This is a genomic window from Promicromonospora sp. NPDC050249 (assembly GCF_040656015.1).
Lineage (GTDB): Bacteria > Actinomycetota > Actinomycetes > Actinomycetales > Cellulomonadaceae > Promicromonospora.
This window is the reverse complement of record NZ_JBFAKY010000005.1, coordinates 139,268-164,310: the sequence shown is the minus strand read 5'-3', so window position 1 is coordinate 164,310 and position 25,043 is coordinate 139,268. Positions and strand designations below refer to the sequence as shown.

Annotated in this window: 22 protein-coding genes; 7 read left to right on the top strand and 15 right to left on the bottom strand. The window is 71.5% G+C overall.

The features are described from left to right. Positions 1-41 precede the first annotated feature (41 nt). Entirely contained in the window at positions 42-1,154 is a 1,113-nt protein-coding gene (locus tag AB0I32_RS05745; RefSeq protein WP_357503788.1) for a LacI family DNA-binding transcriptional regulator, read from the bottom strand. A 63-nt stretch (positions 1,155-1,217) separates the two neighbouring features. Here AB0I32_RS05745 and AB0I32_RS05740 point away from each other — a divergent pair, with 63 nt between their 5' ends. Continuing rightward, complete coding sequence (locus AB0I32_RS05740) at positions 1,218-3,536, top strand: substrate-binding domain-containing protein (RefSeq protein WP_357503786.1); 2,319 nt, start codon at positions 1,218-1,220, stop codon at positions 3,534-3,536. Positions 3,537-3,705: 169 nt separating this feature from the next. After that, positions 3,706-5,127: a ricin-type beta-trefoil lectin domain protein gene (locus AB0I32_RS05735; RefSeq protein WP_357503784.1), complete on the top strand. Its 1,422-nt coding sequence runs from the start codon at positions 3,706-3,708 to the stop codon at positions 5,125-5,127. Positions 5,128-5,189: 62 nt separating this feature from the next. Here AB0I32_RS05735 and purD read toward each other — a convergent pair whose 3' ends face one another. The 3 genes from purD to AB0I32_RS05720 form a co-directional block, all read right to left on the bottom strand. Further along, positions 5,190-6,476 (bottom strand): phosphoribosylamine--glycine ligase, encoded by a 1,287-nt coding sequence (gene purD, locus AB0I32_RS05730; protein ID WP_357503782.1) that lies wholly within the window; start codon positions 6,474-6,476, stop codon positions 5,190-5,192. 58 nt (positions 6,477-6,534) lie between these two features. After that, a complete protein-coding gene (locus tag AB0I32_RS05725; protein ID WP_357503780.1) occupies positions 6,535-7,827 on the bottom strand; it encodes an adenylosuccinate synthase in 1,293 nt (430 codons plus the stop codon). A 75-nt stretch (positions 7,828-7,902) separates the two neighbouring features. Then, the gene (locus tag AB0I32_RS05720; protein ID WP_357503778.1) at positions 7,903-8,346 is read right to left on the bottom strand and encodes a DUF3151 domain-containing protein; all 444 of its coding nucleotides are present in this window, start codon (positions 8,344-8,346) and stop codon (positions 7,903-7,905) included. A gap of 141 nt (positions 8,347-8,487) precedes the next feature. Between AB0I32_RS05720 and AB0I32_RS05715 the strand changes: the two genes are divergently transcribed. Then, a complete protein-coding gene (locus AB0I32_RS05715) occupies positions 8,488-8,892 on the top strand; it encodes an STAS domain-containing protein (protein ID WP_357503776.1) in 405 nt (134 codons plus the stop codon). A 102-nt stretch (positions 8,893-8,994) separates the two neighbouring features. Here AB0I32_RS05715 and AB0I32_RS05710 read toward each other — a convergent pair whose 3' ends face one another. Then, the gene (locus AB0I32_RS05710) at positions 8,995-11,349 is read right to left on the bottom strand and encodes a SpoIIE family protein phosphatase (protein WP_357503774.1); all 2,355 of its coding nucleotides are present in this window, start codon (positions 11,347-11,349) and stop codon (positions 8,995-8,997) included. A 258-nt stretch (positions 11,350-11,607) separates the two neighbouring features. On the opposite strand from AB0I32_RS05710, the gene AB0I32_RS05705 reads away from it, so the two are divergent. After that, positions 11,608-12,087: an STAS domain-containing protein gene (locus AB0I32_RS05705; protein ID WP_357503772.1), complete on the top strand. Its 480-nt coding sequence runs from the start codon at positions 11,608-11,610 to the stop codon at positions 12,085-12,087. Positions 12,088-12,203: 116 nt separating this feature from the next. Here AB0I32_RS05705 and fbaA read toward each other — a convergent pair whose 3' ends face one another. The 6 genes from fbaA to pyrE form a co-directional block, all read right to left on the bottom strand. After that, on the bottom strand, positions 12,204-13,223 hold the full coding sequence (gene fbaA, locus AB0I32_RS05700; RefSeq protein WP_189668681.1) for a class II fructose-bisphosphate aldolase: 1,020 nt from the start codon (positions 13,221-13,223) through the stop codon (positions 12,204-12,206). A 189-nt stretch (positions 13,224-13,412) separates the two neighbouring features. Then, entirely contained in the window at positions 13,413-14,648 is a 1,236-nt protein-coding gene (locus AB0I32_RS05695; RefSeq protein WP_357503769.1) for an MFS transporter, read from the bottom strand. Between the two features lie 101 nt (positions 14,649-14,749). Continuing rightward, positions 14,750-15,373 (bottom strand): TrmH family RNA methyltransferase, encoded by a 624-nt coding sequence (locus tag AB0I32_RS05690; protein ID WP_357503767.1) that lies wholly within the window; start codon positions 15,371-15,373, stop codon positions 14,750-14,752. Next, a complete protein-coding gene (locus tag AB0I32_RS05685; RefSeq protein ID WP_357503765.1) occupies positions 15,373-16,149 on the bottom strand; it encodes an HAD-IIA family hydrolase in 777 nt (258 codons plus the stop codon). The genes AB0I32_RS05690 and AB0I32_RS05685 overlap by 1 nt, the downstream gene beginning before the upstream one ends. Before the next feature lie 70 nt (positions 16,150-16,219). Beyond that, positions 16,220-16,948: a hypothetical protein gene (locus AB0I32_RS05680; RefSeq protein WP_357503763.1), complete on the bottom strand. Its 729-nt coding sequence runs from the start codon at positions 16,946-16,948 to the stop codon at positions 16,220-16,222. 174 nt (positions 16,949-17,122) lie between these two features. Beyond that, positions 17,123-17,698, bottom strand: coding sequence for an orotate phosphoribosyltransferase (gene pyrE, locus AB0I32_RS05675; RefSeq protein ID WP_357503761.1), 576 nt, complete (start codon positions 17,696-17,698; stop codon positions 17,123-17,125). A gap of 65 nt (positions 17,699-17,763) precedes the next feature. On the opposite strand from pyrE, the gene AB0I32_RS05670 reads away from it, so the two are divergent. After that, positions 17,764-18,846 carry a magnesium and cobalt transport protein CorA gene (locus AB0I32_RS05670; RefSeq protein ID WP_357503759.1) on the top strand — a complete coding sequence of 361 codons (1,083 nt, stop codon included), beginning with the start codon at positions 17,764-17,766 and terminating at the stop codon, positions 18,844-18,846. A 55-nt stretch (positions 18,847-18,901) separates the two neighbouring features. Here AB0I32_RS05670 and AB0I32_RS05665 read toward each other — a convergent pair whose 3' ends face one another. From AB0I32_RS05665 to AB0I32_RS05650, 4 genes are read right to left on the bottom strand one after another with little or no spacing between them, the layout of a single operon-like run. Continuing rightward, positions 18,902-19,678, bottom strand: coding sequence for an SDR family NAD(P)-dependent oxidoreductase (locus tag AB0I32_RS05665; protein ID WP_357503757.1), 777 nt, complete (start codon positions 19,676-19,678; stop codon positions 18,902-18,904). A 9-nt stretch (positions 19,679-19,687) separates the two neighbouring features. Beyond that, positions 19,688-21,190, bottom strand: a complete 1,503-nt coding sequence (locus AB0I32_RS05660) for a tripartite tricarboxylate transporter permease (protein WP_357503755.1) — start codon at positions 21,188-21,190, stop codon at positions 19,688-19,690. Beyond that, entirely contained in the window at positions 21,183-21,788 is a 606-nt protein-coding gene (locus AB0I32_RS05655) for a tripartite tricarboxylate transporter TctB family protein (RefSeq protein WP_357503753.1), read from the bottom strand. Before AB0I32_RS05655 ends, AB0I32_RS05660 begins: the two co-directional genes overlap by 8 nt. Then, positions 21,785-22,789, bottom strand: a complete 1,005-nt coding sequence (locus AB0I32_RS05650) for a tripartite tricarboxylate transporter substrate-binding protein (protein ID WP_357503751.1) — start codon at positions 22,787-22,789, stop codon at positions 21,785-21,787. The genes AB0I32_RS05655 and AB0I32_RS05650 overlap by 4 nt, the downstream gene beginning before the upstream one ends. Positions 22,790-22,999: 210 nt before the next feature. On the opposite strand from AB0I32_RS05650, the gene AB0I32_RS05645 reads away from it, so the two are divergent. Beyond that, the gene (locus AB0I32_RS05645; RefSeq protein WP_357503749.1) at positions 23,000-24,349 is read left to right on the top strand and encodes an ATP-binding protein; all 1,350 of its coding nucleotides are present in this window, start codon (positions 23,000-23,002) and stop codon (positions 24,347-24,349) included. After that, positions 24,346-25,035, top strand: a complete 690-nt coding sequence (locus tag AB0I32_RS05640) for a response regulator (RefSeq protein ID WP_357503747.1) — start codon at positions 24,346-24,348, stop codon at positions 25,033-25,035. The genes AB0I32_RS05645 and AB0I32_RS05640 overlap by 4 nt, the downstream gene beginning before the upstream one ends. The last annotated feature ends 8 nt before the right edge of the window (positions 25,036-25,043 follow it).

Below are 25,043 nucleotides of genomic sequence, written 5' to 3'. Positions count from 1 at the left end.
CTTTGCCTACCGTTTGGCTGCGGCAGAACCGCCTTAAACGATTAGTCTCCGGCCGGAGGCGCGGTCGAGCCGCGCACGACGAGCCTGCCGACCGGCACGGTGCCCGACGGCGGCGCCTCGCCCTCCGTCGGGTCCACCCCCACCGCACGCCGGGACACGGCGGTACCGAGCGCCGCGCGCAGGGCCCAGCCGGTGGCCCGGCCGAGCTCCTCGACGGGGTACGGCACCGCGGTGAGCGACGGCGTCGTCAGGTAGCACGCCGGCGAGTCGGTCCCTGCCACCACCGACAGGTCCCACGGCACGCCGAGGCCCAGCCGTCGGGCGACGTCCAGGACCAGCCCGGCGGTGGCGTCGTCGTCGGTCACGATCGCCGTGGGGCGGTCGCTCGCCGAGAGCAGCGGGCGCAGCGCCGCCGACGCCCGCTCGGGGCCATCACCCGCGACCGTGCGCAGCTCTATGCCGTACCGCACGAGGGACGCCTCCAGGGCGGCGGCGCGGCGGACCGGTGCGAGGAGATGCTCCGACCCGGCGACCATCGCGATCCGCCGGTGCCCCAGCTCGGCGAGGAAGACACCCACCTGCGCGAACGCGTCGCCGTCGTCCAGGACCACGTGCTGCCAGGTGGCGGGGGCGCCGTCGGCGACAGCACCCACCACCACGGTCGGCGCAGGGAGGGTGCGCAGGGCGGCGAGCCGGGCGTCGTCCCTCCGGACACCGGTGACGACGAAGGCCGCGTAGCGGCGCTCGGTCCACCAGCGGTCCATGAGCTGGGCGGCGTCCGCCGGCGACTCCGCGACGTGCACGGCGAGCGTGAGCGTGTCCGGCCCGAGGGTCTGGAGCGCCCCCGCCACGAGGTCGAGCGGGAACGCCGCACGCGTGCCGAACGGCTGGTCGTGCACGACGACGAGGGCCGCCGCCGCCGGGCCGCTGCGGAGCGACCGGGCGGCCGTCGCAGGACGCCAGCCCAGCTCGTCCGCGACCCGGAGCACCCGTTCACGGGTCGTCGGCGAGACCCCGCTGCGCCCGTTCAGGGTGTACGAGACGACCGCCGTGGACACGCCGGCAGCCCTGGCGACGTCAACAATTGTCGGCCGGCGCCGATGAGTTGAAAATTCTGACAGTTCAGGATCATTCGGTCGCGACGTTGGGACCATAACCACGTAGCATGCACCCTCGGGTGAATTTTGCACAGCGTCAACGAAGACGGGTGTATTTGCATGTTCATTGGAAAGCGCAGGTATGTGATCGGGGTGCTGTCCCCGGTGGTCGGCGGCTACTACTTCGGCCGGGTGCTCGCCGGGATCGCACGCACCGTCCGGCCGGACGGGCACCGCGTGGTAGCGGTGCAGACCTACCCGGCGGACCTGGAACGCGAGCAGTTCCCGGACCGGCCACCGGGCACGGCGTCCGTGAGCCTCGGGCAGGTCGACGGCGTCATCGTCATCACCTCGGCAGTGAACGAGGCGACGCTGCTCCGGATCGAGGAGGACGGCACGCCGGTCGTGCTGATCAGCGGGCGTACGACGAGCATCGACGCCCCGGTGGTGACCCCGGACAACGAGGGCGGCACACGCGCCGCCGTCGAACACCTCATCGCGCACGGACACCGGCAGATCGGGTTCCTCGGCAGCCTGCGGCAGGCCGACATCGTCCAGCGCCACGAGGCCTACCTCGCCACGCTGCTCGCGCACGGCATCACGCCACGGCCCGAGTGGCTCTACCGCACCGCCGACAACCAGGAGGCGAGCGCCGCCACCGTCGCGCAGGCCGTCGTGGGCGGTCCGGGGCTGCCGACGACGGCGACGTTCGCCGCGACGGACCGCAACGCGATCGGGTTCTCCCGTGCGCTGCAGGCCCAGGGCCTGTCGCTCCCGGGTGACCAGGCGATCGTCGGGTTCGACCACTCCGAGGCGGGCGCCCGCGTGCGGCCCCGGCTCGCGTCGGTGGACCCGCACCACGACCAGGTCGGGGAGCTCGCCGTCTCGCTGCTGCTCGCCCGGATCCGGGGCGAGCGCGTAGCGGGCCAGCACCTGTCGCGCTCGACCCTCGTGACGCGCGAGTCGTGCGGCTGTCTCGACGCGCGCACGGGCGCGCTCCTCGAAGGGCCGCCCGCGCAGGAGGGTTCGACGGCGTGGCGGCGGCTCGGCGAGGTGGCGCGCGCGACCTTCGACGGCGCGGAGGCCCGCCTCGGGCCCGGCGCCGACCTCGACTCGTGGCTGCGCGGCGTGCAGCGCGTGTTCCGCAGCGCGGCAGCGCTGGGCCAGCCGCCCACGCAGGCCACGCTCACCAGTCTCGCCGAGAGCACACGTGCGCTACGGCCCCATCCAGAGGCGATCGAGCAGCTCATCCCCGCGCTGCGGTCGGTGGAGGAGGAGTTCCGCCAGCAGGTCAGACGGGGCGAGGTGCCGGCGGTCCCCGGCGAGCGGACGAGCGCGGTCGGCGGGAGCGGCGAGCGGACGAGCGCCGTCGGCGGGAGCGGCGACCCCGCGGCCAAGGCACCCCGCGCCCCCAGCCGCGCCGCCCGCGCCCGCGCGGTCACGCAGACCGGGACCGACGTGCTGGTCGCCTTCAGCGCCGGGTGCACGCAGACCCTGCTGGCCCGGTCCGGCCGGCTCGAGCGCACGATCACCGACCAGTACGAGCTCGACCTCGACCTGCTGCACGCCGACGGCCGGGCGATCCGCGCGCTCACCTGGCTCCCGCGCGGGCACACCGGTCCAGCCACGCTGGCCCTGTGGACAAGCTCCGAGGGTGCGCCGGCACCCGGCGCGTCGCCGGCGTCCGGACCCGTGAACGGGGCACGGACGCTCGAGATCGTCGGCACCACCGCGGCCTCCCGGAAGGCGACCGCCCTGGTGGGCACGCACGTGCCGGTGAGCAAGTTCCCGCCCCCCGCTCTGGCCGGCGAGGGCGTGGTGTTCGTCGTGCCGGTGACGTTCGACCAGAGCGACTGGGGGATGCTCGCGATCGGGGGCGGCGTGGACATCCATGCCACCAGCTCCCGCGACAAGTTCGACCACTGGGCGGCGATGGTCGCCGTCGCGCTCGACCGGGAGGACCGCCTCACCTCGCTGCAGCGGCAGCAGGCGGCGCTCGCGGAGGCCGCGTACCGGGAACGGGCGCTCGTGCTCGACCTGCGCACCGAGGTCGAGCGCAACGCGCTGGTCCAGGACGTGGCGCTGGAGGGCACCTGGGACTGGGACATCGCCACCGGCCAGGTCTTCTACTCCCGCACCTGGCGTGCCCTGGTCGGCCTGCCCGACGACACCGCGTGCACCGGCATCGAGGAGTGGACCGGACGGGTGCACCCCCAGGACGTACGGACCGTGCAGACGGCCATCGCCCGGCAGCTCGCCGGAGCCGCCGAGCCGCTCGACCTGGAGCACCGGCTGCTCGCCGCCGACGGCCGCGAGATGTGGGTGCGCTGCCGCGCCACCACCGTCACCGATGACGCGGGCGTCCGCGCCCGCATGATCGGCGTCCTGATGGACGTCACGGGCATGCCGGCGCGGGAACGCCGGGGGGTGGCGCGCTAGGGCCGCACGACCCGCAGAACTGCCGCGCAAGGGAACCGGGACGGAGGCAGGTCCTTGCGCAACTGCGGATCGGCGTGCGATGTTTGCGCCAACATAGGCATCGGGCCGGCACAGTCGCCCCGAGGCCTCGGACGGCGGCGCAGCGACGCGTCCCCAGATCGGAGTCCCCATGACACGAGCAATCCGGACCGGCGCCCTTGCGGTCGCCGGCCTCCTCATAGCGGCGGTGGCGGTGGTTCCCACTGCGGCTGTCGCCGCCCCCTCGGTCGGGCCGTCCGGCACCGGTGAGTTCCGCGGGGTCAACTGGGCGGACCCGCGCGACAACTACGCGGACGACGAGGTCGTGCCCTCCGGCCTGAGCACGGAGGACGACTACGACACGACGTACGCCAAGGCGACCGACATCCTTCTCGAGTTCCGGCACGAGACGCGCGCCAACACGGTGCGGCTGCCGATCAACCCGTCGAGCGTCGGCACCGACTGGTGGGACTCGTACCAGGGCGCCATCGACTCCGCCACGGACCACGGGTTCAAGGTCATCCTCAGCTACTGGGAGGCGGACAGCGCCAAGGACGGCCTGGCCGACGACCCCGCCGCCTTCGACGCGATGTGGGACACGGTCGTGACGGAGTACCGGCGCAACCCGAAGGTGTACTTCGAGCCCATGAACGAGCCGTTCGGCTACACCCTCGACGCGTGGGTGGACCTGACCGCCGGGTGGCTGGACGACCACGACGACGTGCCCCGCCGTCGCGTGATCGTCTCGGGGACCGGCTACAACGACGACGTCACCGGTGTCGGCGCGGCCAGGGAGCTGAAGGGGACGCTGCTCTCGCTGCACTTCTACGGGTTCTGGGCCGACCACACGACCGAGGACGAGTGGAAGGCGAACCTGCTCCCGCGTATCGGCGAGTACGGGTGGCGCACGGTCGTCAGCGAGGCCGGCTCACCGATGACGACAGGCCTCAACTACGGCAACCACGAGGGCGACGTCTACACGTCGTACCTCGGCGCGCTGACCGAGGTCGCACGGGACCAGGGCATCGGGATCGTCTACTGGCCCGGCCTTCGGACGGGGGACGCGTACACGCTGACGGAGGTCGTCGGCGACGGCGACCTCGAGGTCACCAACGCCTCGGGGCTGGCCCAGATCCAGTGGGGCTGGCGGCTGCTCAAGAAGGAGGCCCTGAACGACCTGCCGCCCGCACCGCCGGGTGAGCCGCTCGTCAGCGTCCAGCACGGCGTGTGCGTCGACGTGCCGGGCTTCTCGACGACGGCCGGCACGCAGCTCGGCCTGTGGAACTGCAACGGGGGCGGCAACCAGTCGTTCGACTGGACCGCGGACCGGCAGCTCACGGTCTACGGCGACATGTGCGTCGCGCCGGGCGGCGCACTCGCCGCCGGTGGCAAGCTGGTCATCGCCGACTGCACGGGCACGCCCGAGCAGCAGTGGGAGCTGGGCGCCGACGCGACGATCAGCAGCGTCGTCGACCCGACCCTGTGCCTCGCCACCCCGGCGGACTCCTGGGATCTCGCGCTCGCGACCTGTGACGCCGCGGCCGCCACCCAGCAGTGGCGGCGCACGGCGTAGCGGAGCCTGACGCGGGCGGCTGCGCCGGACCTCCGGCGTGGCCGCCCGGCCCTGCGGCCCTGCTACGGAACCGTGACCTCGCCGCGCTCCGCCTTCAGCGCGATGTCGGTGCGGTGGTGCGAGCCCTTGAGCTCGATCTTCGCGACGCCCTCGTAGGCCCGACGTCGGGCGTCGGCGAGGTCGGTGCCCAGGGCCACGACGGACAGCACGCGTCCACCGGCGCTGACCAGCTCGCCGGTCTCGGAGAGGCCGGTACCGGCGTGCAGCACGTGCACGCCGGAGAGCGCCTCGGCGTCCTCGATGCCCGTGATCGGGTCACCCGACCGGGCGAGCTCGGGATAGCCCTCGGACGCGACGACGACCGTCACCGAGGCCTCCCGGCGCCAGCGGAGCGGCTCCAGCTCGGCGAGCCTGCCGAGGGCCGCCGCGAGCATGACCTCCGAGAGCGGCGTCAGGAGCCGGGCCAGCACGGACTGGGTCTCCGGGTCACCGAAGCGCGCGTTGAACTCGACCACGCGCGTGCCCCGGCTGGTGAGCGCCAGCCCCACGTACAGGACGCCGGAGAACGGCGTGCCGCGCCGTGCCATCTCGTCGACGGTCGGCTGGGCGACGCGCGCCATCACCTCGTCCACGAGGCCCTGCGGCGCCCAGTCCAGCGGGCTGTAGGCCCCCATGCCACCGGTGTTGGGGCCTTCGTCCTCGTTCCCGACGCGCTTGAAGTCCTGCGCGGGGACCAGGGGGACGACCTTCGAGCCGTCGGAGATGCAGAACAGGGAGACCTCGGGTCCGTCGAGGTACTCCTCGACCACCACGGTGCCCCCGCCGGCGAGGCACGCCTCGCCGTGGGCCAGTGCGGCCGCGCGGTCGTCGGTGACCACCACGCCCTTGCCCGCCGCCAGGCCGTCGTCCTTGACCACGTACGGGACACCGAACGCGTCCAGGGCGGCGGCAAGCTCCGTGACGTCGGTGCACACGTGCGCCATGGCGGTCGGGACGCCCGCGGCGGCCATGACCTCCTTGGCGAACGACTTGGAGCCCTCGAGCCGGGCGGCCTCGCCGGACGGCCCGAACACCGGGATGCCGGCCGCCCGGACCCCGTCCGCGACACCCGCCACCAGCGGCGCCTCGGGGCCGACGACGACCAGCTCGGCGCCCACCTGCTCGGCGAGCGCCGCCACTGCCGTCCCGTCCAGCGGGTCGACCTCGTGGAGCGTGGCCAGCCCTGCGATGCCAGGGTTCCCGGGCGCCGCGTGCAGCTCGTGGGCAGCGGACCCGGACGCGGTCTCCCGGTGCAGGGAGTGGATGATGGCGTGCTCGCGGGCGCCGGTCCCGATGACGAGGATCTTCACGTGGCAGAAGGCTCTCTTGGTGGGTTCTCTGAGTGGGTTCTCTGAGGGGGATACGGACTCAGCGGCTGTGGATGAGGTCGTGCACAGGGATGATCTCGTCGCGCTTGGGGCCGACGCCGATCGCGGAGATCCGCGTGCCCGACATCTCCTCGAGCGCCTTCACGTAGGCCTGGGCGTTCGGCGGCAGGTCCTCGAAGGCGCGGGCCTTGGAGATGTCCTCCCACCAGCCGTCGAACTCCTCGTAGATCGGCTTCGCGTGGTGGAACGCCGTCTGGTCGGTGGGCATCTCATCGTGGCGGACGCCGTCGACGTCGTACGCCACGCAGACGGGCACTTTCTCCATGCCGGTGAGCACGTCGAGCTTGGTGAGCACGATGTCGGTGAGCCCGTTGATGCGGGTCGCGTAGCGGGCGATGACGGCGTCGTACCAGCCGGTGCGCCGCGCACGGCCCGTGGTGACGCCGTACTCGCCGCCGGTCTTGCGCAGGAACTCGCCCTTGTCGTCGAACAGCTCCGTGGGGAACGGGCCCTCGCCGACGCGGGTCGTGTAGGCCTTGATGACACCGATCACGGAGTCGATCCGCGTGGGTCCGACGCCGGAACCGGTCACCGCGCCGCCCGCCGTCGCGCTGGACGACGTGACGAACGGGTAGGTGCCGTGGTCGATGTCGAGCATGGTCGCCTGACCGGCCTCGAACAGGACCGTCTTGCCCGCCTGGATGGCCCGGTCCAGCTCGACGGCGGTGTCCGTGACCATGGGCCGCAGGCGCTCGGCGTACTGGAGCAGCTCGTCGAGCGTCTCGTCCACCGTGATGGCGCGCCGGTTGTAGATCTTCACGAGCAGGTGGTTCTTCTGGTCGAGCGAGCCCTCGATCTTGGCGCGCAGGATCTTCTCGTCGAACAGGTCCCACATGCGGATGCCGACGCGGTTGATCTTGTCGGCGTACGCCGGACCGATCCCCCGCCCGGTGGTGCCGATGCGGCGCTTGCCGAGGAACCGCTCGGTCACCTTGTCGATGGTGCGGTGGTACGGGGCGATGATGTGCGCGCTGCCCGACACGAGCAGCCTTGACACGTCCACACCGCGCGCGATCAGCGCGTCGAGCTCCTGGAACAGGACCTCGATGTCGACCACCACGCCGTTGGCGATGACCGGCACGACGCCCGGCGACAGGATCCCGGACGGCAGGAGGTGCAGCGCATACTTCTCGTCGTCGATGACGACCGTGTGCCCCGCGTTGTTCCCACCGTTGAACTTGACCACGTAATCGACGCGGGAGCCCAGGAGGTCCGTCGCCTTTCCCTTGCCCTCATCGCCCCACTGGGCCCCGACGAGCACGACGCCTGGCATGGATCTCCACCTTCTCGGATTGCTCGGGTTGCCCGCGTCGTGCGCCACGGTGGCGCCCGCGGGCCGCGCCCGAGTCTACTTCGTGGTGAGCGTGAGGGCGCGTACCTCGTCCACGGACGTGCCGGAGTCGACCAGGAACTTCGCGCAGCGCTCCGCCTCGTCCTCCTCGCCGATGAGGTGGGCCGCCTCGGAGAGCGCGAGGAGCGCGCGGAGAAATCCCTGGTTCGGCACGTGGCTCGCCGGGATCGGGCCCTGCCCGCGCCAGCCGGCACGACGCAGCACGTCGAGGCCGCGGTGGTAGCCCGTCCGGGCGTAGGCATAGGCCTCGACGTTGCCGGAGGCGCTGCCCGTCGCGAGCGCGCCCTCTGCCAGGACCGCCCAGACGAGGGACGACGCCGGAGCCCCCGCAGCCACGTCGACCGGGTCGTCACCGCTGCTCAGGCGCTCTCGGGCGGCCGGGAAGTCGTCGGGGAGCAGGGTGGGGGCCGGACCCTGCAGGAGATTGTCGTGGGTGCTCATGCTCAGATCCTCACACTTCCGGACCCTTCTGGGGCGCAGATGGACAAACCAGGCCGCACCGGATTGCCCGCGGCGGCGGTGCAGACGGTGAATTTTGCCTTTCATCCGGTGCGATCGGGCAACAGTCGTTACGCTCGACACATGATCGAGATCGCGACGTCTCCCACGACGACGACGCTCGTGATCGCCGGCGACCTCGACCTCGCCGAACGAGACCAGTTCCCGGAGATCGCAGCGCGCGTCGTCGGCCTGCGCCGACAGCTGCTCGTGATCGACATGTGCCGGGTCACGTTCATGGACTCGACCGGCGCCGCGTTCCTCATCTCGCTGGCCGACGCCGGCCGCAAGCGGGGCGGCGCGACGGTGATCCGCGGGGCCGACGAGCGCGACCTGTTCGTGCTCGAGGTGTGCGGAGCGATGGAGCTCTTCCGCATCGACGACGAGCACTCGTGCGAGCCCTCTGCTCCCGACTCGGGTTTTGCGGTGATGACATCGCGGGACGACGACGGCTCCCCGTTGTCCCACCGCGACGTGTCCACCGCGTAAAACGTTATCCACCACGGTAGGTCCGCGAGGTAGAGCGCCTGGCCGAGTCTCGCTCGTGTCACCGAGGGAGACTCGGACAGGCGCTCTGCCTCGCGGACCTACCTACTTCGGCGGGGTGGGCTGGCGGCGGAGCTTCGCCCAGACCAGCTTGCCGCTGCCCGACGGGCGCCAGCCCCACTCGGCCAGCCGGTCCACGATCTGCATGCCGAACCCGCCCAGGCGGTTCGGGTGCCCGTCGGTCGCCACGGGCGGCGCCGGGTTGTTGTCCTCGACCTCGATCCGCAGGCCGTCGCCCGTGTCGTACAGGCGCAGGGCGATGTGCCCCCAGCCGTGCAGCACGCCGTTGGCCACCAGCTCGGACACCACGAGCTCTGCCTGCGCCGACTCCTCGATGCCCCACGCCTGGCAGGTGCGCAGCACCGCGTGCCGGGCCCGGCCGATCGACGACGGCTCGCTGGGCAGCATCCAGCGCCGCCACCGCGGCGACAGCGCCGTCTCGCCGGCGTCGCCGGTCGGGTCGGGGATCCGCACCACGACGATCGCGACGTCGTCCTCCGGCGCGTCGGCCAGGCGGGAGAGCAGCTCCTCGCCCACGCCGGCGGCGTCGCGCGCCGTGATGGCCGACGCCGTCTCCAGCAGCGCCTCCAGGCCCAGCCGCAGGGACCGGTCGCGCCGCTCGATCAGGCCGTCCGTGTAGAACAGCAGCGTGTCGCCGGGCTGGAGACGGGCCTCGCCGGTGGTCCGCTCGCGCGACCCGAAGCCGACGAGCGCGCCACCGCCCTCGTCCAGCTTGATCACCTGCCCTGCACGCAGCAGGAGGGGCGGCAGGTGCCCCGCACGCGAGTAGCCGATGGTCCAGACGTCCGGCTCGTCCTCGCGCTTCAGAGAGGCGTACACCATGCTCGCCGAGCGCGGTATGCCCATGCCCGCCACGAGCTGGTCCACGCGTTCGAGCACGCGGCTCGGCGTCGACAGCTCGAACGCGTACGAGCGCACCACGGAGCGCAGCTGGCCCATGGTGGCGGCCGCCTCGACGTCGTGCCCGACGACGTCGCCGATCACCAGGCCAACGAGCTCGGGCGAGATCTGCAGCACGTCGTACCAGTCGCCGCCCACCTGGGCGTGCTCCGCGTTGGGGGCGTAGTACGTCCACACGTCGAGGCCCGCGACGTCCGCCTGCTCCGGGAGCATGGCGCGCTGCAGGGTCTCGGCGAGGCGGTGCTCACGCGCGTACATGCGGGCGTTGTCGATGGCACTGCCCGCGCGGCGGGCCACGACCTCCACCACGGTGCGCAGCGTGTCCGGCTCGTCGGCCTCGACGTAGTCGCCGGGCTCGTCCTCGTCCGGGACGATGACGACCAGCCCGAGCACGTCCCGCCGTCCGGCAACAGGGTGCACGACCACCGAGTCGGGTGCCTTGCCGAGCTCGTCGGCGAGGCGCAGCGTGAGGTCGCGCTGCAGCCACCCCGACGCCGAGTGCGGCGCGTGCGGGATGTCGAGGTGCAGCATGACGGGGCCGTCGAGCACGCCGTCGAGCACGTCCTGCACCGAGTCCACCACCTCGAGGATCGGCATGGGACCGGTGGTCACGGAGTCGCCGAGCGCGTCGACGGACGGGCGGCGGCGCAGGGACTTGTCCGCGATGTTGTCGCCCTCGATGTACCGCGCGTGCCGGCGTCCGCGGCCGCTGGGAGGCGCCGCGACGTCGATGCCCGCTGCGTGCTTGAGGCCGTCGTCGTTCACGTAGAAGCCCGCCCAGCGCACCATCGACTGGAGCAGCTCCGCGATGTCGCGCAGGGCGTACGGGTACTCGAGGTCGGTGAGGATCTCTGTGGTCTGCGCGATGAGGTCGAGGTCCTCGCGCTGCTGCCGCTCGACCTCGAGGCTCGCGAGCTGGGCCGCGTGCCGCTCCATGTGGTCGGAGACGTCCACGCTGAACCCGATCCAGTGGGTGATGCGGTCGCTGTGCCCCGCGCGGGCAGGGGTGAGCGTCAGCTGGGCCCAGCCGTGCGTGCCGCCACGCAGGTGGGACTTCACGGTCGCGTGCACCTCCTGGCCCGCGTTCACCAGCTCGGTCATGCGCTCGAGGTCCTGCGGCTCGACGAGCATCTCGCCGAGGCGACGCACCGTGTACCCGGCGAAGTCGCTGAACCGCACGCCCGCGTAGTGCTCGAAGGCGCTGTTCGCCCACAGCATCGGCATGCCGTCCTCTGTGGGCCCGGTGAGGAACACGGGAATGCCCACGTTCACCGCGGCACGCAGGACCACGTCGCCGACCGACGGCGGCAGGGTGCGTGGGATGCCGGTGCTCGCAGCGTGCCTGCGCGGTTCCGCGGCGGCCGTCCGGTAGGCGCCGAACGGCGGGTTCGACGGGGCGCTCGGGGGCACGCTCGCGGCGGCGGGAGTCGCGGGCAGGCCGGCGTCGAAGCCGTTTCCGTCAGACGTTCCGTTCGACACGCCGTTGCTTCTACCGTTCGTTGTCCCGTCCGGAGTCGGACCGAGGCCGAATACGGAAAGGCCGGGGTGCCGCGGCGGCGGAGAGGACGGTGTTAGACCGGATGAATCGGTCAAAATGCCCTCCCAACGGTATCTCTTGCTCGAGGTGCTGTTCCAGCAGGACATTCAACCGTAGATTGGGACGGTCCGAGATCTGAACCTCAACCTCTATCATCGGACCGACACAGCGCCACGACCACTGCTCCCGGAAGGAGAACCGTGCAGGACGGAACTTACGACCCCCCGCGCGGTCCGCAGGGCGGGAGCCCCCAGGACCCCGGCCATAAGACCCCCGAGATCGGCGATCCCGCGAGTATCCACGTCATCGTGGGCCGCTCGCGTGCGCGGATCGTTCTCTCCGGGGAGATCGACGCCGATATCGGCGGCGATCTGCACGAGGCCACTGCCGCGGCCGAGGAGTCACGGCTCCCGGTCGAGATCGACGCGCACCATGTGACCTTCATGGACTCGTCAGGCGTCGCGTTCCTCGCGCGCCTCGCGAGCCGCAGCCCGCACCGGGTACGCGTGCTGCGCGCGCCGCCGACGGTGCGCTTCCTGCTGGAGGTGACCCGGATCGGCGACCTCCTCGACATCGTTGACGAGGACCCGGGCTTCGAGCTGGACGACGACGGCCCGTCCGGCCCGCCGTCGGGCGGCGCGCCGACCCCGGCAGGTGTAGGCGGCCCGCCCGCCTCGTAGCGCCGAACTCATCGCGCCGAAGTAGAACCGTGGCGAGATAGAACGGGGGCGGAAATGCCGGTCAGCATTTCCGCCCCAGTTCTATCTCGCCACGGTTCTATCTCGGCGAGACGTGATCACATCTTGTGGCCGGCCGAACGAAGCTGCTGGCAGGCCTCGACGATACGAGCGGCCATGCCGGCCTCCGCCGCCTTGCCCCACGCACGCGGGTCGTAGGCCTTCTTGTTGCCGACCTCGCCGTCGATCTTCAGGACGCCGTCGTAGTTCTTGAACATGTGCTCGACGACAGGGCGCGTGTACGCGTACTGCGTGTCGGTGTCGATGTTCATCTTGATGACGCCGTTGTCGACGGCCGCGGAGATCTCCTCCGCCGTCGAACCCGAACCACCGTGGAACACGAGGTCGAACGGGTTCTCCTTGCCGATCTCCGCGCCGACGGCCTTCTGGATGTCGAGCAGGATCTCCGGGCGGAGCTTGACGGCACCCGGCTTGTACACACCGTGCACGTTGCCGAAGGTGAGGGCCGTCAGGTAGCGGCCCTTCTCGCCCGAGCCGAGCGCCTTGACCGTGGCCAGGCCGTCCTCGACCGTCGTGTACAGCTTGTCGTTGATCTCGGCCATGTGGCCGTCCTCCTCGCCACCGACGACGCCGATCTCGATCTCGAGGATCGTGCGCGCCGCCTGCGACAGCTCGAGCAGCTCTGCCGCGATCACGAGGTTCTCCTCGATCGGCACGGTGGAACCGTCGAACATGTGCGACTGGAACGTCGGCAGGCCGCCGTTCTTGACCTGCTCCGCCTCGATCGCGAGCAGCGGCTTGACCCAGGAGTCGAGCTTGTCGGCCGTGCAGTGGTCCGTGTGGATGGCGATGTTGACGCCGTAGCCCTTGGCGACCTCGGTCGCGTAGGCCGCGAGCGCGAGCGAGCCCGAGACTCGGTCCTTCACCGTCGAGCCCGACGCGTACTCGCCGCCGCCGACGGAGACCTGGATGATGCCGTCGGACTCCGCCTCGGCAAAGCCCTGAAGTGCGGCAGTGATGGTCTGCGACGAGGTGATGTTGACGGCGGGGTAGGCAAACTTGCCGGCCTTCGCCCGGTCGATCATCTCGGCGTAGACCTCAGGGGTTGCGATGGGCATCTGCGAAACTCCAAATGAGCTGGTGAGATGGGCGGTCGCACAGAGTGTCCAAGGCCGCCCGGGTATGCACCTTCGATCTTGCCACGATCCACCGGCAGCTGTGTGCGGTCGTTCGACAGCCGAACGGCCGAATCACTGTGGTCTTCGTCTGCCCGCCGCCCGCGGACGCCTTCGGAACCCGCTCTGACCTCACCTGACGGGGAGGTCCTCCGGGTTGCGTCCACGGATCGGGGTGAAGACCGCCACGCCGACCACCGCCAGGTAGACGACGGCCACCGCGAGCAGCGGCCCGGGCGCGCCGAAGCGGTCGGCGGCCGCCGTGAGGGCTGCGGCGCCGAGCGGCGCCAGGCTGTAGTGGATGGTCCAGAACGCCGCGGTGACCCGCCCGAGCAGGGCGTCGGGCGTGACCAGCTGGCGCAGCGACATCGAGCAGACCGCTGCGAGCATCAGCCCGAACCAGAACACGAGGACCGCCGCCCCCATGACCACCGCGTCACGGTTCAGCGCGAGCGCCACGCCCGCCAGGCCGCACAGGGTCATGGCGGAGATCCAGCAGGCGCCGAAGCCGAACGTCCGGCGCAGGCGGGCCGACAGGACCGCCGCCAGGCACGTGCCGACCCCTGCGGCGGCCATCACGTAACCGACGACGTCCTCGCTCTCCCCGAGGCCGTGCCGCACCTGGTAGATGATCACGTCGGTCAGGCCGTACGTGACGAAGGTGGTGATCGTCAGGGAGATGGTCAGCACACGCAGCACCGGGTGGCGCCACAGGAACCGCGCGCCGGTGACGAAGCCGGTCCGGAGGTCACGTCCGAGACCGGGGCGGTCCACCGAAGCGGCCGGAGCCACCCGCGAGAGGCGGACGGCGAGCAGCCCGAGCGCCGAGGCGCCGAACGTCGCCGCGTCGATGGCGATCGCCGCCGTGACGCCCGCCGTCGCGGCGATCAGCCCGGCGAGCGCCGGTCCACCGATGCTGGCCAGCGAGGCGGTGGCCTGGAGCCTGCTGTTGGCCTCGGCGATCCGTTCGCGCCCGACGATGGACGGCACCGCCGTGATGTAGGTGATCCGGAACAGCTGCCCGAACACCGACGCGACACCCGCGACGGCGAACAGCAGCCACACCTGGGGCTCGAACGCCCAGCAGACGGGTACGGCCGCGAACAGCAGCAGGCGGGCCACGTCGCAGGCGATCAGGAGCCTGCGGCGGTCGAACCGGTCGACGACGGCCCCGCCGACGAGCCCCATCGAGAGCGAACCGACCGCCATGACGCCCGTCAGCAGGCCCATCTGCACCAGCGAGCCGGTGGCCTCCAGCATGAGCAGCGGGAAGGCGATCATCGAGAACGAGTCGCCCAGCACCGAGAGCGTCTGGGTGCCCCAGAAGACCACGAAGTTCCGGTCCCGGGTCAGGGACGCGCTGCTCATTCGTCGCTCCGGCCCACCGGACGATCCTTGCCGAGTCCTCACCCGGAAGCAACGATGTTTCCCGGGCCGACGGCGTCCCGTGCTCGCCCCGGTACGACGGCCTACGAGGCGTGCTGCGTCGCCCAGGCGTGCATCGCTATGGCGGCGGCGGCTCCCGCGTTGATCGACCGGGTCGAGCCGTACTGCGTGATGTGCAGGACGACGTCGCAGGCGGCCTGGGCCTCCGCCGTCAGGCCGGTGGACTCCTGGCCGAACAGCAGGACGCACTCCCGCGGGAGCGTATAGCCCTCGATCGGCACGGAGCCCGGCACGTTGTCGATGCCGACGATCGGCAACCCTCCCGCCCACTCGGCCAGCGCCTCGGCGTCCGGGTGGTGCGTCACGTGCAGGTACCGGTCGGTCACCATCGCGCCGCGGCGGTTCCACCGGCGTCTGCCCACGATGTGCACGCCCGCCGCGTTGAACGCGTTGGCGGTACGGACGACCGAGCCGATGTTGAGGTCGTGCGCCCAGTTCTCGATGGCCACGTGGAACGGGTGCCTGCGCGTGTCCAGGTCGGCGACTATCGCCTCGACGGACCAGTACCGGTAGTGGTCGGCGACGTTCCGGCGGTCGCCCTCGGCGAGGAGCTCCGGGTCGTAGCGCGGGTCGTCGGGCAGCGGTCCGGACCAGGGGCCGACGCCGATCTCGTGCTCGGGGCTGGTTATATCCGTCGTCGTGCCCATCAGACCAGGTCGACGATGTCCGCTATCGAGTTCACCACGTGGCTCGGACGGAACGGGTACGTCTCGACCTCTTCGGCGGACGTCGACCCCGTGAGCACCAGGAACGTCTCCAGGCCGGCCTCCATGCCGCCCAGGATGTCCGTGTCCATGCGGTCCCCGATCATCGTCGTCGACTCCGAGTGCGCGCCGATCAGGTTGAGCGCCGACCGGAACAGCACCGGGTTCGGCTTGCCCACGTAGTAGGGCTGGCGGCCGGTCGCCGCGGTGATCATCGCGGCGACCGACCCGGCGGCGGGCAGCAGCCCCTCCTGCGAGGGCCCCGTCACGTCGGGGTTGGTGCAGATGAACCGCGCACCGCCGGTGATCAGCCGGATCGCCTTGGTGATGGCCTCGAACGAGTAGGTGCGGGTCTCGCCGAGCACCACGTAGTCCGGGTCGGACTCGGTGAGCGTGTAGCCCGCCTGGTGCAGCGCCGTCGTCAGACCCGCCTCGCCGATCGCGTACGCGCTGCCGTTCGGGATCTGGTCAGCGACGAACTGGGCGGTGGCCAGGGCCGACGTCCAGATGTTCTCCTCCGGCACGTCGATGCCGCTGTAGGCGAGCCTGGCGCGCAGGTCACGCGGCGTGAAGATCGAGTTGTTCGTCAGGACGAGGAACGGCAGCTCCTTGTCCCGCAACGCCTTGATGAACTCGGGGCCGCCGGGGAGGGCGGTGCCTTCGTGCACCAGCACGCCGTCCATGTCCGTGAGCCAGGCTTCGGTGGTCCGCTCGATCATGGCCGCCAGCCTAGTGCGTCTCCCACCGGAGCCCTCGCCTGCGGGCTTCGTGGAGCGAGGTCGCGGCCGGTCAGGTCAGGCCGGGGATCCCGAAGCCGTTGATCGTCCCGCCCGACTCGAAGCGCGGCCCGCCCTTCTCCATGGGCAGCACGATCCGCGCGACCTCCGCGACGCGCTTGGCCCGCTCGGTCAGGGTCGTCACGTCGGTGCGGCCGGGCCGCCACAGCATGATCGACGGCCCCTCGATCCGGAGCCGGGACCCGTGGAAGTCGGGCAGCATCACGATGTTCGCGAGGCGTGCGTCGAGGGCCCGGCGCGCGAAGTACTCGTCCGAGGTGCGCACGAGCCACTGGCCGTCGAACGCGGGGTTGTCGATCTGGACGTCCTGCGCACCGAAGAGCTTCTGCCACTTCTCGCGGATGCCCTCTGGCGACAGGTCCACGACCGGCTCGCCCGGCAGCGCGTCGAGCGCCACGACGTGCGCCGTGCGGCGCAGACCCGCGCGGCGCGTGTCGGCGTCGGGCGAGCCCGAGCGCCACGTGTACGTGAAGGAGACGATGTCGTGGCCGTCGACGTGCCCTCGCATCACGTCGCGGGCCTCACGGTCCAGGCCCACGCCGAACGGCCGGCCGCTCCAGCGCTGGGCGAGCATCGGGTCCTTGCCGATGTACTCCCACCCGTTCGCCTCGGCCCACTGCTCGACGTCCTGCGAGCGCCCGCGCTTCATCACCCGCACCGCGGCGATGGTGAACGCCACCAGTCCGATGACGAGCAGGACTAAAGCGACAAATGGCCCCATGAATCTAAAGATACAGTAGGGCTAGGCAAAAGTCTTCGCGGCAAGTGATATCGAGACGACCGGATTACGGTATTGACCTGCTCAGGATCCGTTGATCCCCCGAGCCTGCGGTTCCGCTACGGGCGCGTGCCTCGTTCCTCGGCCCGCACCCTGCGCTGCACCTCCGGCTCAGGCTCAGGCGAGGCCGAGGTCCTGCAGGCCGTAGAGGTAGTGGTACGGCACGCCGAGCGCCTCGATCTTCTCGCCGGCCCCGGTGGCCCGGTCGACGATCGTGGCCACGCCGAGCACCTCGGCGCCGGCGGCGCGCGCCGCCTCGATCGCCGTGATGGGCGAGCCGCCGGTAGTGGTGGTGTCCTCGACCACGACTACCTTGCGGCCCGCGATGTCCGGCCCCTCGATCTGGCGCTGCATGCCGTGCGCCTTCGCGGCCTTGCGCACCACGAACGCGTCCAGGTCCTGGCCGCGTGAGGCCGCCGCGTGCAGGAGCGCGTCCGCGATCGGGTCTGCGCCGAGGGTGAGCCCGCCCACCGCGTCGATCTCGGCGGTGCCCAGCCCTACCTCCTCGAGGTGGTCCAGGAGCACGTGCCCGACGAGCGGGGCCGCCCGGTGGTGCAGCGTGATCCGGCGCAGGTCGACGTAGTAGTCGGCCTCCTTGCCGGAGGACAGGGTCACCTTGCCGTGCACCACGGCGAGCTCCTTGATGAGCTCTGCCAGCTGCTCGCGCGGGGTCGGGGAGAAGTCAGCGTTCACGGTGCAAGGGTACGTCGCGGCGGACGCCGGTCCGGGTTGCCGTGGACCTCTGGGAGGGTTCTGCTGTGAGCATCATGGACAACGCGGTGTACGTGGACGGAAAGCGCACGGCGAACCCGGCGAGCATCGAGGAGACCTGCGAGGTCACCCGCGAGCGGGGCGGAACCGCCTGGGTCGACCTGGCCTGGCCCGAACCCGACGAGATCCGGGCGGTGGCCGAGGAGTTCTCCCTGCACCACCTCGCCGTCGAGGACGCCATCCACGCGCACCAGCGCCCGAAGATCGAGCACTACGACGACGTGCTGTTCGTCGTGCTGCACCCCGCGCGCAGCGTGGACGACGACGGCGACGGGCACATCGACCGGGTCGAGTTCGGCGAGGTGCACGCCTGGGTAGGGCCGGACTTCGTGGTCACCATCCGGCGGTCCGCCGCACCGGACCTTGGCGCCATGCGGGGCCGGCTCGAGCAGGACCCCGACCTGCTGCGGCTGGGACCGGTCGCGATCCTCGCGGCGCTCCTGGACGAGGTAGTGGACACCTATCGCCCCGTGGTCGCGCGGCTGCGCGGCGACATCGACCAGATCGAGGACCAGCTGTTCTCGCGCGACCCGGAGGTGTCGTACCGCATCTACGAGGCGACCCGCGAGGTGATCGGCCTGCAGCGCGCCACCGGCCCGCTGGTGGACATGCTCCAGGAGCTGCACGACGCCAAGCAGCGGTACGTCGGCGGGGAGCCCGGCACGGAGCACCTGGACGCCGACCTCCCGCAGGACCCGCTCTGGGTCGAGCTGCTGCGCAGCCTGCGCAACGTGCTGGACCACGCCGTCAAGCACGCGGAGACGTCGGGCACGTTCCGTGCGCTGCTCACGAACGCGCTGAACGTGCACTCCACCCTGGTGACCCAGGAGCAGAACGAGGAGATGCGGCGCATGTCGGAGATCAGCCTCCAGCAGAGCGAGCAGACCAAGAAGATCTCCGCCTGGGCCGCGATCCTCTTCGCGCCGACGCTGATCGGCACCATCTACGGCATGAACTTCGACCACATGCCCGAGCTGCACTGGGCTCTCGGGTACCCGCTCGCGCTCGCCGGCATGCTCGGCCTGGGCGGGATCTTCTACTGGATCTTCAAGAAGGTCGGCTGGCTCTGACGGCCCGGCGCCAGGAGGCGCCGGGACCGCCCGGCCCGCCGGGCCACGCCGCCGGTCAGCGGTACTTGCCGACGGCGCGCACGGCCCAGCGCGGCGCCGCCCGCAGCGCGGCGGCGGCCACCTTGTACCGCACAGAGGGGGTGGACAGGACGACGCCGCGGCGCACGTCCTCCAGCGCCGCCCGGACGACGTCGGAGGCGTCGAGCCAGGCCCACTCCGGGATCGCCGACTTGGAGATGCCCGCCCGCGCGTGGAACTCGGTGTGCGTGAACCCGGGGGACAACAGGGTCGCGGTGACGCCGGTGCCCTTGAGCTCGACCGCGAGGGCCTCCGTGAAGGTCCGGACGTACGCCTTGGCCGCTGCGTAGGTGCCGCCGGCGGTGAGGGCCGCCACCGAGCCGACGTTGAGGATCGCGCCCTGGTCGCGTTCGAGCATCTGCCCGACGGCGGCGTGGCTGAGCTCCACGACCGCCCTCACCATGACGTCGATCCCACGGTGCTCGGTGCTGATGCGACCCTTGGCGAAGCTCGCGCTCGTGGCGAAGCCCGCGTTGTTGACGAGCAGCCCAACGGGCGGCAGGTCGCCGTCCTCCGGCCTGCCGCCGACGACGGCGAGCCGCTGCGCCACCCGCGCGACGTCGTCGGGCACCGACAGGTCCGCCCGGAGCACCTCGACCGCCACGCCGTGGTCGCCGCGGAGCTCCGCGGCGACCTGGTCGAGCCGCTCCTCGTCGCGGGCCACGAGCACCAGGCCGTGTCCCGCCGCCGCGAGCTGCCGGGCGAACTCGAGTCCGAGGCCGGCGGACCCGCCGGTGATCAGTGCTGTTCCCATGTCCGCAGCCTAGGCCTGGGCCCGCTCCCGGCGCTTCAGCCAGATACCCACGACCACCAGCACGATGATCGCCACGTACGCCGAGGCGGCGAACGGGCTCGTGACCAGGTAGCTCAGGTCGCCCTGGCTGATCGCGAGGGACCTGCGCAGGCGGTCCTCCGCCATCGGGCCGAGGATCATGCCGACCACCAGCGGTGCCACGGGGTACCCGTAGCGCCGCATGAAGAACCCCGCGGCGCCGATGAGCACCAGGAGCAGCACGTCGACCGGCGAGAAGTTCAGCGCGTACGAGCCGAGCGCGCCGAACATGAGGATGCCCGCGTAGAGGTAGTGCCGCGGGATGCGCAGCACCTTCACCCACATGCCCACGAGCGGCAGGTTCAGCACCACGAGCATGAGGTTGCCGATGTACAGGCTGGCGATCAGCGCCCACACCAGCGCGGACTCGTTCAGCATGAGCTGCGGGCCGGGCTGGATGCCGTAGGACTGGAACGCGACGACGATGATCGCAGCGGTCGCCGTCGTGGGCAGGCCGAGGGTGAGCAGCGGGACCAGCACACCCGCCGAGGCCGCGTTGTTCGCGGCTTCCGGACCTGCCACGCCCTCGATGGCGCCCTTGCCGAACTGCTTGCGGCGCTCCTTGCCGGCGAGCCGCTTCTCGGTCGCGTAGGAGAGGAACGTCGCGACGTCGGCCCCGCCTGCCGGGATGGTGCCCACCGGGAAGCCGATGGCCGCGCCACGCAGCCACGGCTTCCAGGAACGACGCCAGTCGTCCGGCTTCATCCAGGAGCGCCAGCCCTTCTCGATCGGGATGACCTTGATCGGCCCGTGGCGCATCCGGGAGCCCACGTACAGGGCCTCGCCGACGGCGAACAGGCCGACGGCGACCACCACGACGTCGATCCCGTCGGCCAGGTTGGGCACGCCGAACGTGAAGCGCTGCTGGCCCGTCAGGGTGTCGGTGCCGACCAGGCCGAGGAACAGGCCGAGGGCCAGCGACGCGAGGCCACGCGGGACCGAGGACCCGATCAGTGCGCCCACGGTGATGAACGCGACCACCATGAGGGCGAAGTAGTCGGGATCACCCAGCTGGACCGCCACGTCGGCGATCACCGGCGCCAGGAACGTGAGGGCGACCGTCGCGATGGTGCCCGCGACGAACGAGCCGATGGCCGCGGTCGCGAGCGCGGCGGCGCCGCGCCCGGCGCGGGCCATCTTGTTGCCCTCGATCGCCGTGACGATCGAGGCCGACTCACCGGGTGTGTTGAGCAGGATCGACGTCGTCGAGCCGCCGTACATGCCGCCGTAGTAGATGCCGGCGAAGGCGATGATCGCCGCCGTCGGCTCCAGGGTGTAGGTCAGCGGGAGGAGCAGCGCGATGGCCATGGCCGGGCCGATGCCCGGCAGCACGCCGACCGCCGTGCCGATGAACACGCCGAACAGCGCCCACAGCAGGTAGACCGGGTGCAGGACGGTGGCGAACCCCTCGAGCAGTGCGGAGAAGTTATCCATGGAGGAACGGCACCCCTTCGAGCAGCGGGCCGGGCGGGAGCGACAGCCCCAGCAGCCCACCGAAGATCAGTTGGACGACCAGGCCCAGCACGAGCCCGGTCAGGGCCGCGCGCCACCACGGGCGCGCGCCCAGGATCATCGCGGCGGCCGCGAACAGGACCGCCGCGGCGAACGGCCAGCCGATGACGTTGATCAGGAACACGTGGACGACCAGGGCCACCACGAGCAGGACCACCGTCAGCCAGTCGGTGCGGACGGTGGGGTCGACGTCCTCGCCGCCCTCCTCCTCACCGCCCCGGCCGCTCAGGACCAGGAGGACCAGCACCACGCCGACGACGGCGAGCATCCCGCCCACCAGGTAGGGGAAGGCGCGCGGGCCCAGCGTGTTGGTCGAGCTGGGCACGGTGATGCTCCCCGCGGCGACCAGCACGTACACGCCGAGCGCTGTGGTGGCCAGGGCCAGGACGAGCTCGCCCCACCGACGGCGCGGCGGCTCTGCGGCCCGCGGCTCGAGGTTGTCCGACGGCGGAGGGCCGGCCTCCGCCGTCGGCTCACCCGGTGCTGTGGGCGCCAGGGGCGCCGCGTCGTCGGGCCTCACTTGACGAGACCGATGTCCTGGAGCACCACCTGGATCTCCGTGATGTTGCCCTCGAGGTACGTGTCGAACTCGTCGCCCGCGAGGAAGGCGTCGTCCCAGCCCTTCTCCTCGAGCGTGGCCTTCCACGCGTCCGACCCGGCGAGCTCGGTGACGGCAGTGGTCAGCGCCTCCTTGTCGGCGTCCTCGATGTTGCCCGGGGCGACCACGCCGCGCCAGTTGGTGAGGACGACGTCGTACCCGGCCTCGGTGAGGGTCGGGGTGTCGGGCAGGGCGTCGACGCGCTCCTCGCCGGACACCGCGAGCGCACGGAGCTCGCCGGCCGCCACCTGCTCGGCGTACTCGCTGACACCCGAGATGCCCGCGCTCACGTTGTTGCCGAGGAGAGCCGCCAGCGACTCACCGCCGCCCGAGTAGGCGATGTAGTTCAGCTTGTTCTGGATGTGCTCCGACGGCATGCCCGAGGCCTGGAGCAGCATCCCCGCGAGGATGTGGTCCGTGCCGCCGGCGGACCCGCCGGTGATCGACACGTCCTTGCCGTTCTCCGTGATGTCCTCGACGAGGTCGTCGACGGTCTCGTACGGCGACTCCGCCGGGACCACGATGACCTCCTGCTCCTCCGTGAGGCGCGCGATCGGGGTGGTGTGCTCGATCCGGGCCTGCGACTCGTTGGTCTCGACAGCCCCCACCATGACCAGGCCCATCACGAGCAGGGTGTTCGGGTCCGTGGCGTTGGCGATGTTCGCCAGGCCCACCGTGCCGCCCGCGCCGTCGACGTTGGTCACCGTCGCGTTGCCGACGAGCCCCGCCTCCTGCATGTCGGCCTGCATGGCACGGCCCGTCTGGTCCCAGCCACCGCCCGGACCTGCCGGGACCACGATGCTGAGCTCGTCGATGGCCGCGTCGCCGCCACCGCCGCCGCCTGCCTCCAGGGCCGAGCAGCCCGCGAGGGTCAGGGCCAGGACTATCCCGACCGGGGCAGCCCCGGTTCGCATGACGCGCATGTCTTCTCCTTTGAGTGGATGCGGCTGAGTGAAAGTCGCGAGATCGTGGACCGGTCCCCGGCCACCTCGCCGGTACTCGCTCCACCTCGGCGTGAGCGTAGGGAGCACCCCCGCAAGCGGCCGGGTTGTGGTCGCAACGAAGGTTGTGGTCGTTTTGGTCACGGCCGCTCGGCTACCGCGCCCGCCGCCAACCGGTGCACACTGGCGTCCGTGAGAAGAGCGATGACGCTCCGAGCACAACTGCTGATGCTGCAGGTCGTCATAGTGCTCGTGCTCGTCTGCACTACCGGTTTCGTGGCGTCCGCCCTGCAGGAGCGCCAGCTCCGTGATGCCTACGTCGACCGGATGACCGGGGTGGCGCAGTCCGTCGCGCGCCTGCCCGCCATCCTCGAGGCGTACGACGACGAGGACCCGTCCGCCACGATCCAGCCGATCGCCGAGGTGATCCGCGAGGCCTCAGAGGTCACCTACGTGGTCGTCACCGACGAGAACGGCGTCCGCTACTCCCACCCCGACCCCGAGCAGATCGGGCGGCGCGTCTCGACCGACCCCTCCGTACCGCTGTCCGGGCACGTGTGGACCGGCACCCAGACCGGGACGCTCGGCACGTCCTGGCGCGTCAAGGTGCCGGTCTTCGGCCACGCCGCCGACGACGCCGCCCCCGCCCCCGTCATCGGCACCGCCAGCGTCGGCATCCTCGAGTCCGAGCTGCGCGCGGACCTGACCGACGACCGCGGCTGGCTGCTCGGGGCGCTCGCGATCGCCGCTGCGGTCGGCGTGCTGTGCGCGGCCTGGGTGACCCGCCTCGTCCGCCGCCGGATCTACCTGCTCGAGCCCGAGGACATCGCCGGCCTCCTGGAGACCCGCGGCCTCACCGACGCGCTGCGCTCCCAGTCGCACGAGTTCGCCAACACCGTGCACGTGATCTCCGGGCTGCTGGAGCTGGGCCGCACCGAGGAGGCGGTCGCGTTCATCGAGCGGTCGGGCTACGGCGGGCTGCTCACCTCGTCCGCCGTGGCGCCGGGCGTGCGGTCCCCCGAGCTCGCGGCGCTGCTCCTGGTCAAGGCGATCACGGCGCGGGAGCGTGGGGTGATCCTCGACGTCGACGACGCCTCCGCGCTCGACCCGCCCACCACGCCGGAGGCCTCGTCCCTGCACACGGACGCGCTCGTCGTGCTCGGGAACCTCATCGACAACGCGGTCGACGCCGTCGGCCCGGAGGGCCGGGTCCGCGTGCTGCTGCACGTCGACGGCGCGCTCCTGCGCCTCCAGGTGGACGACGACGGTCCAGGGATCCCCGCCAACCTGCACCACCAGGTGTTCAAGGCAGGGTTCTCCACGAAGGTGCCCGGCAACCGCGAGCACAGCCGTGGCATCGGCCTGGCGCTGGTCCGGCGCGTGGTGGACCGGCGCGACGGCGAGGCGGCCATCGACACCGGCGACCTCGGCGGGGCGCGGATCACCGTCGAGCTGCCGCTGCCCGCGACGGCGGCGTCCACGGCGGCAGCGCCGGCCGAGCGCACCCCGGCCACCGCCGGAGCCAGGGAGACGACATCATGACCGAGCAGGCACGGACGCTCGTCGTCGAGGACGACCCGGCAGTCGCCGTCGTGCACCGGGGGTTCGTGGAGAGCCACCCGCGGTTCGTGGTGGTGGGTGAGGCCCGGAACGGCGCCGACGCGCTGCAGCTCGCGTCCGCGCTGCGCCCCGACCTGGTGCTGCTCGACCTGCACCTGCCGGACATCGGCGGGCTCGACGTGCTCCGGCGGCTGCGGCTGCTCCCCGGCCCGCCCGTCGACGTCGTCGCCACCACCGCCGCACGCGAGCTGGACAGCGTGCGGCAGGCGATGGCTGGCGGCGTCGTCGCCTACCTGGTCAAGCCGTTCACGTCCGCCGCGCTGCGTGAGCGGCTCGACGACGTGTGGCAGCGGCGCGAGGACGTGCGCCGCGCCCAGACCACTCTCGACCAGGACGAGGTGGACCAGCTCCTGGCCGGGCCGCGGACCGCGACCACCCTGCCGCCCAAGGGGCTCTCCGAGCGGAGCCGAACCCTGGTCCAGGAGGCTCTCGGCCGGCTGTGCGGCACCGCGGAGGACGCGTCGGCGGCAGAGGTCGCCGAGTCGGTAGGGATGTCGCGGGTCAGCGCCCGCCGCTACCTGGAGCACCTGGTCGCGGAGGGACACGCGCAGGTCAGCCCCCGGTACGGCTCGACGGGCCGCCCGGAGAACCGCTACCGTCCGGCGTGACCTCTGCG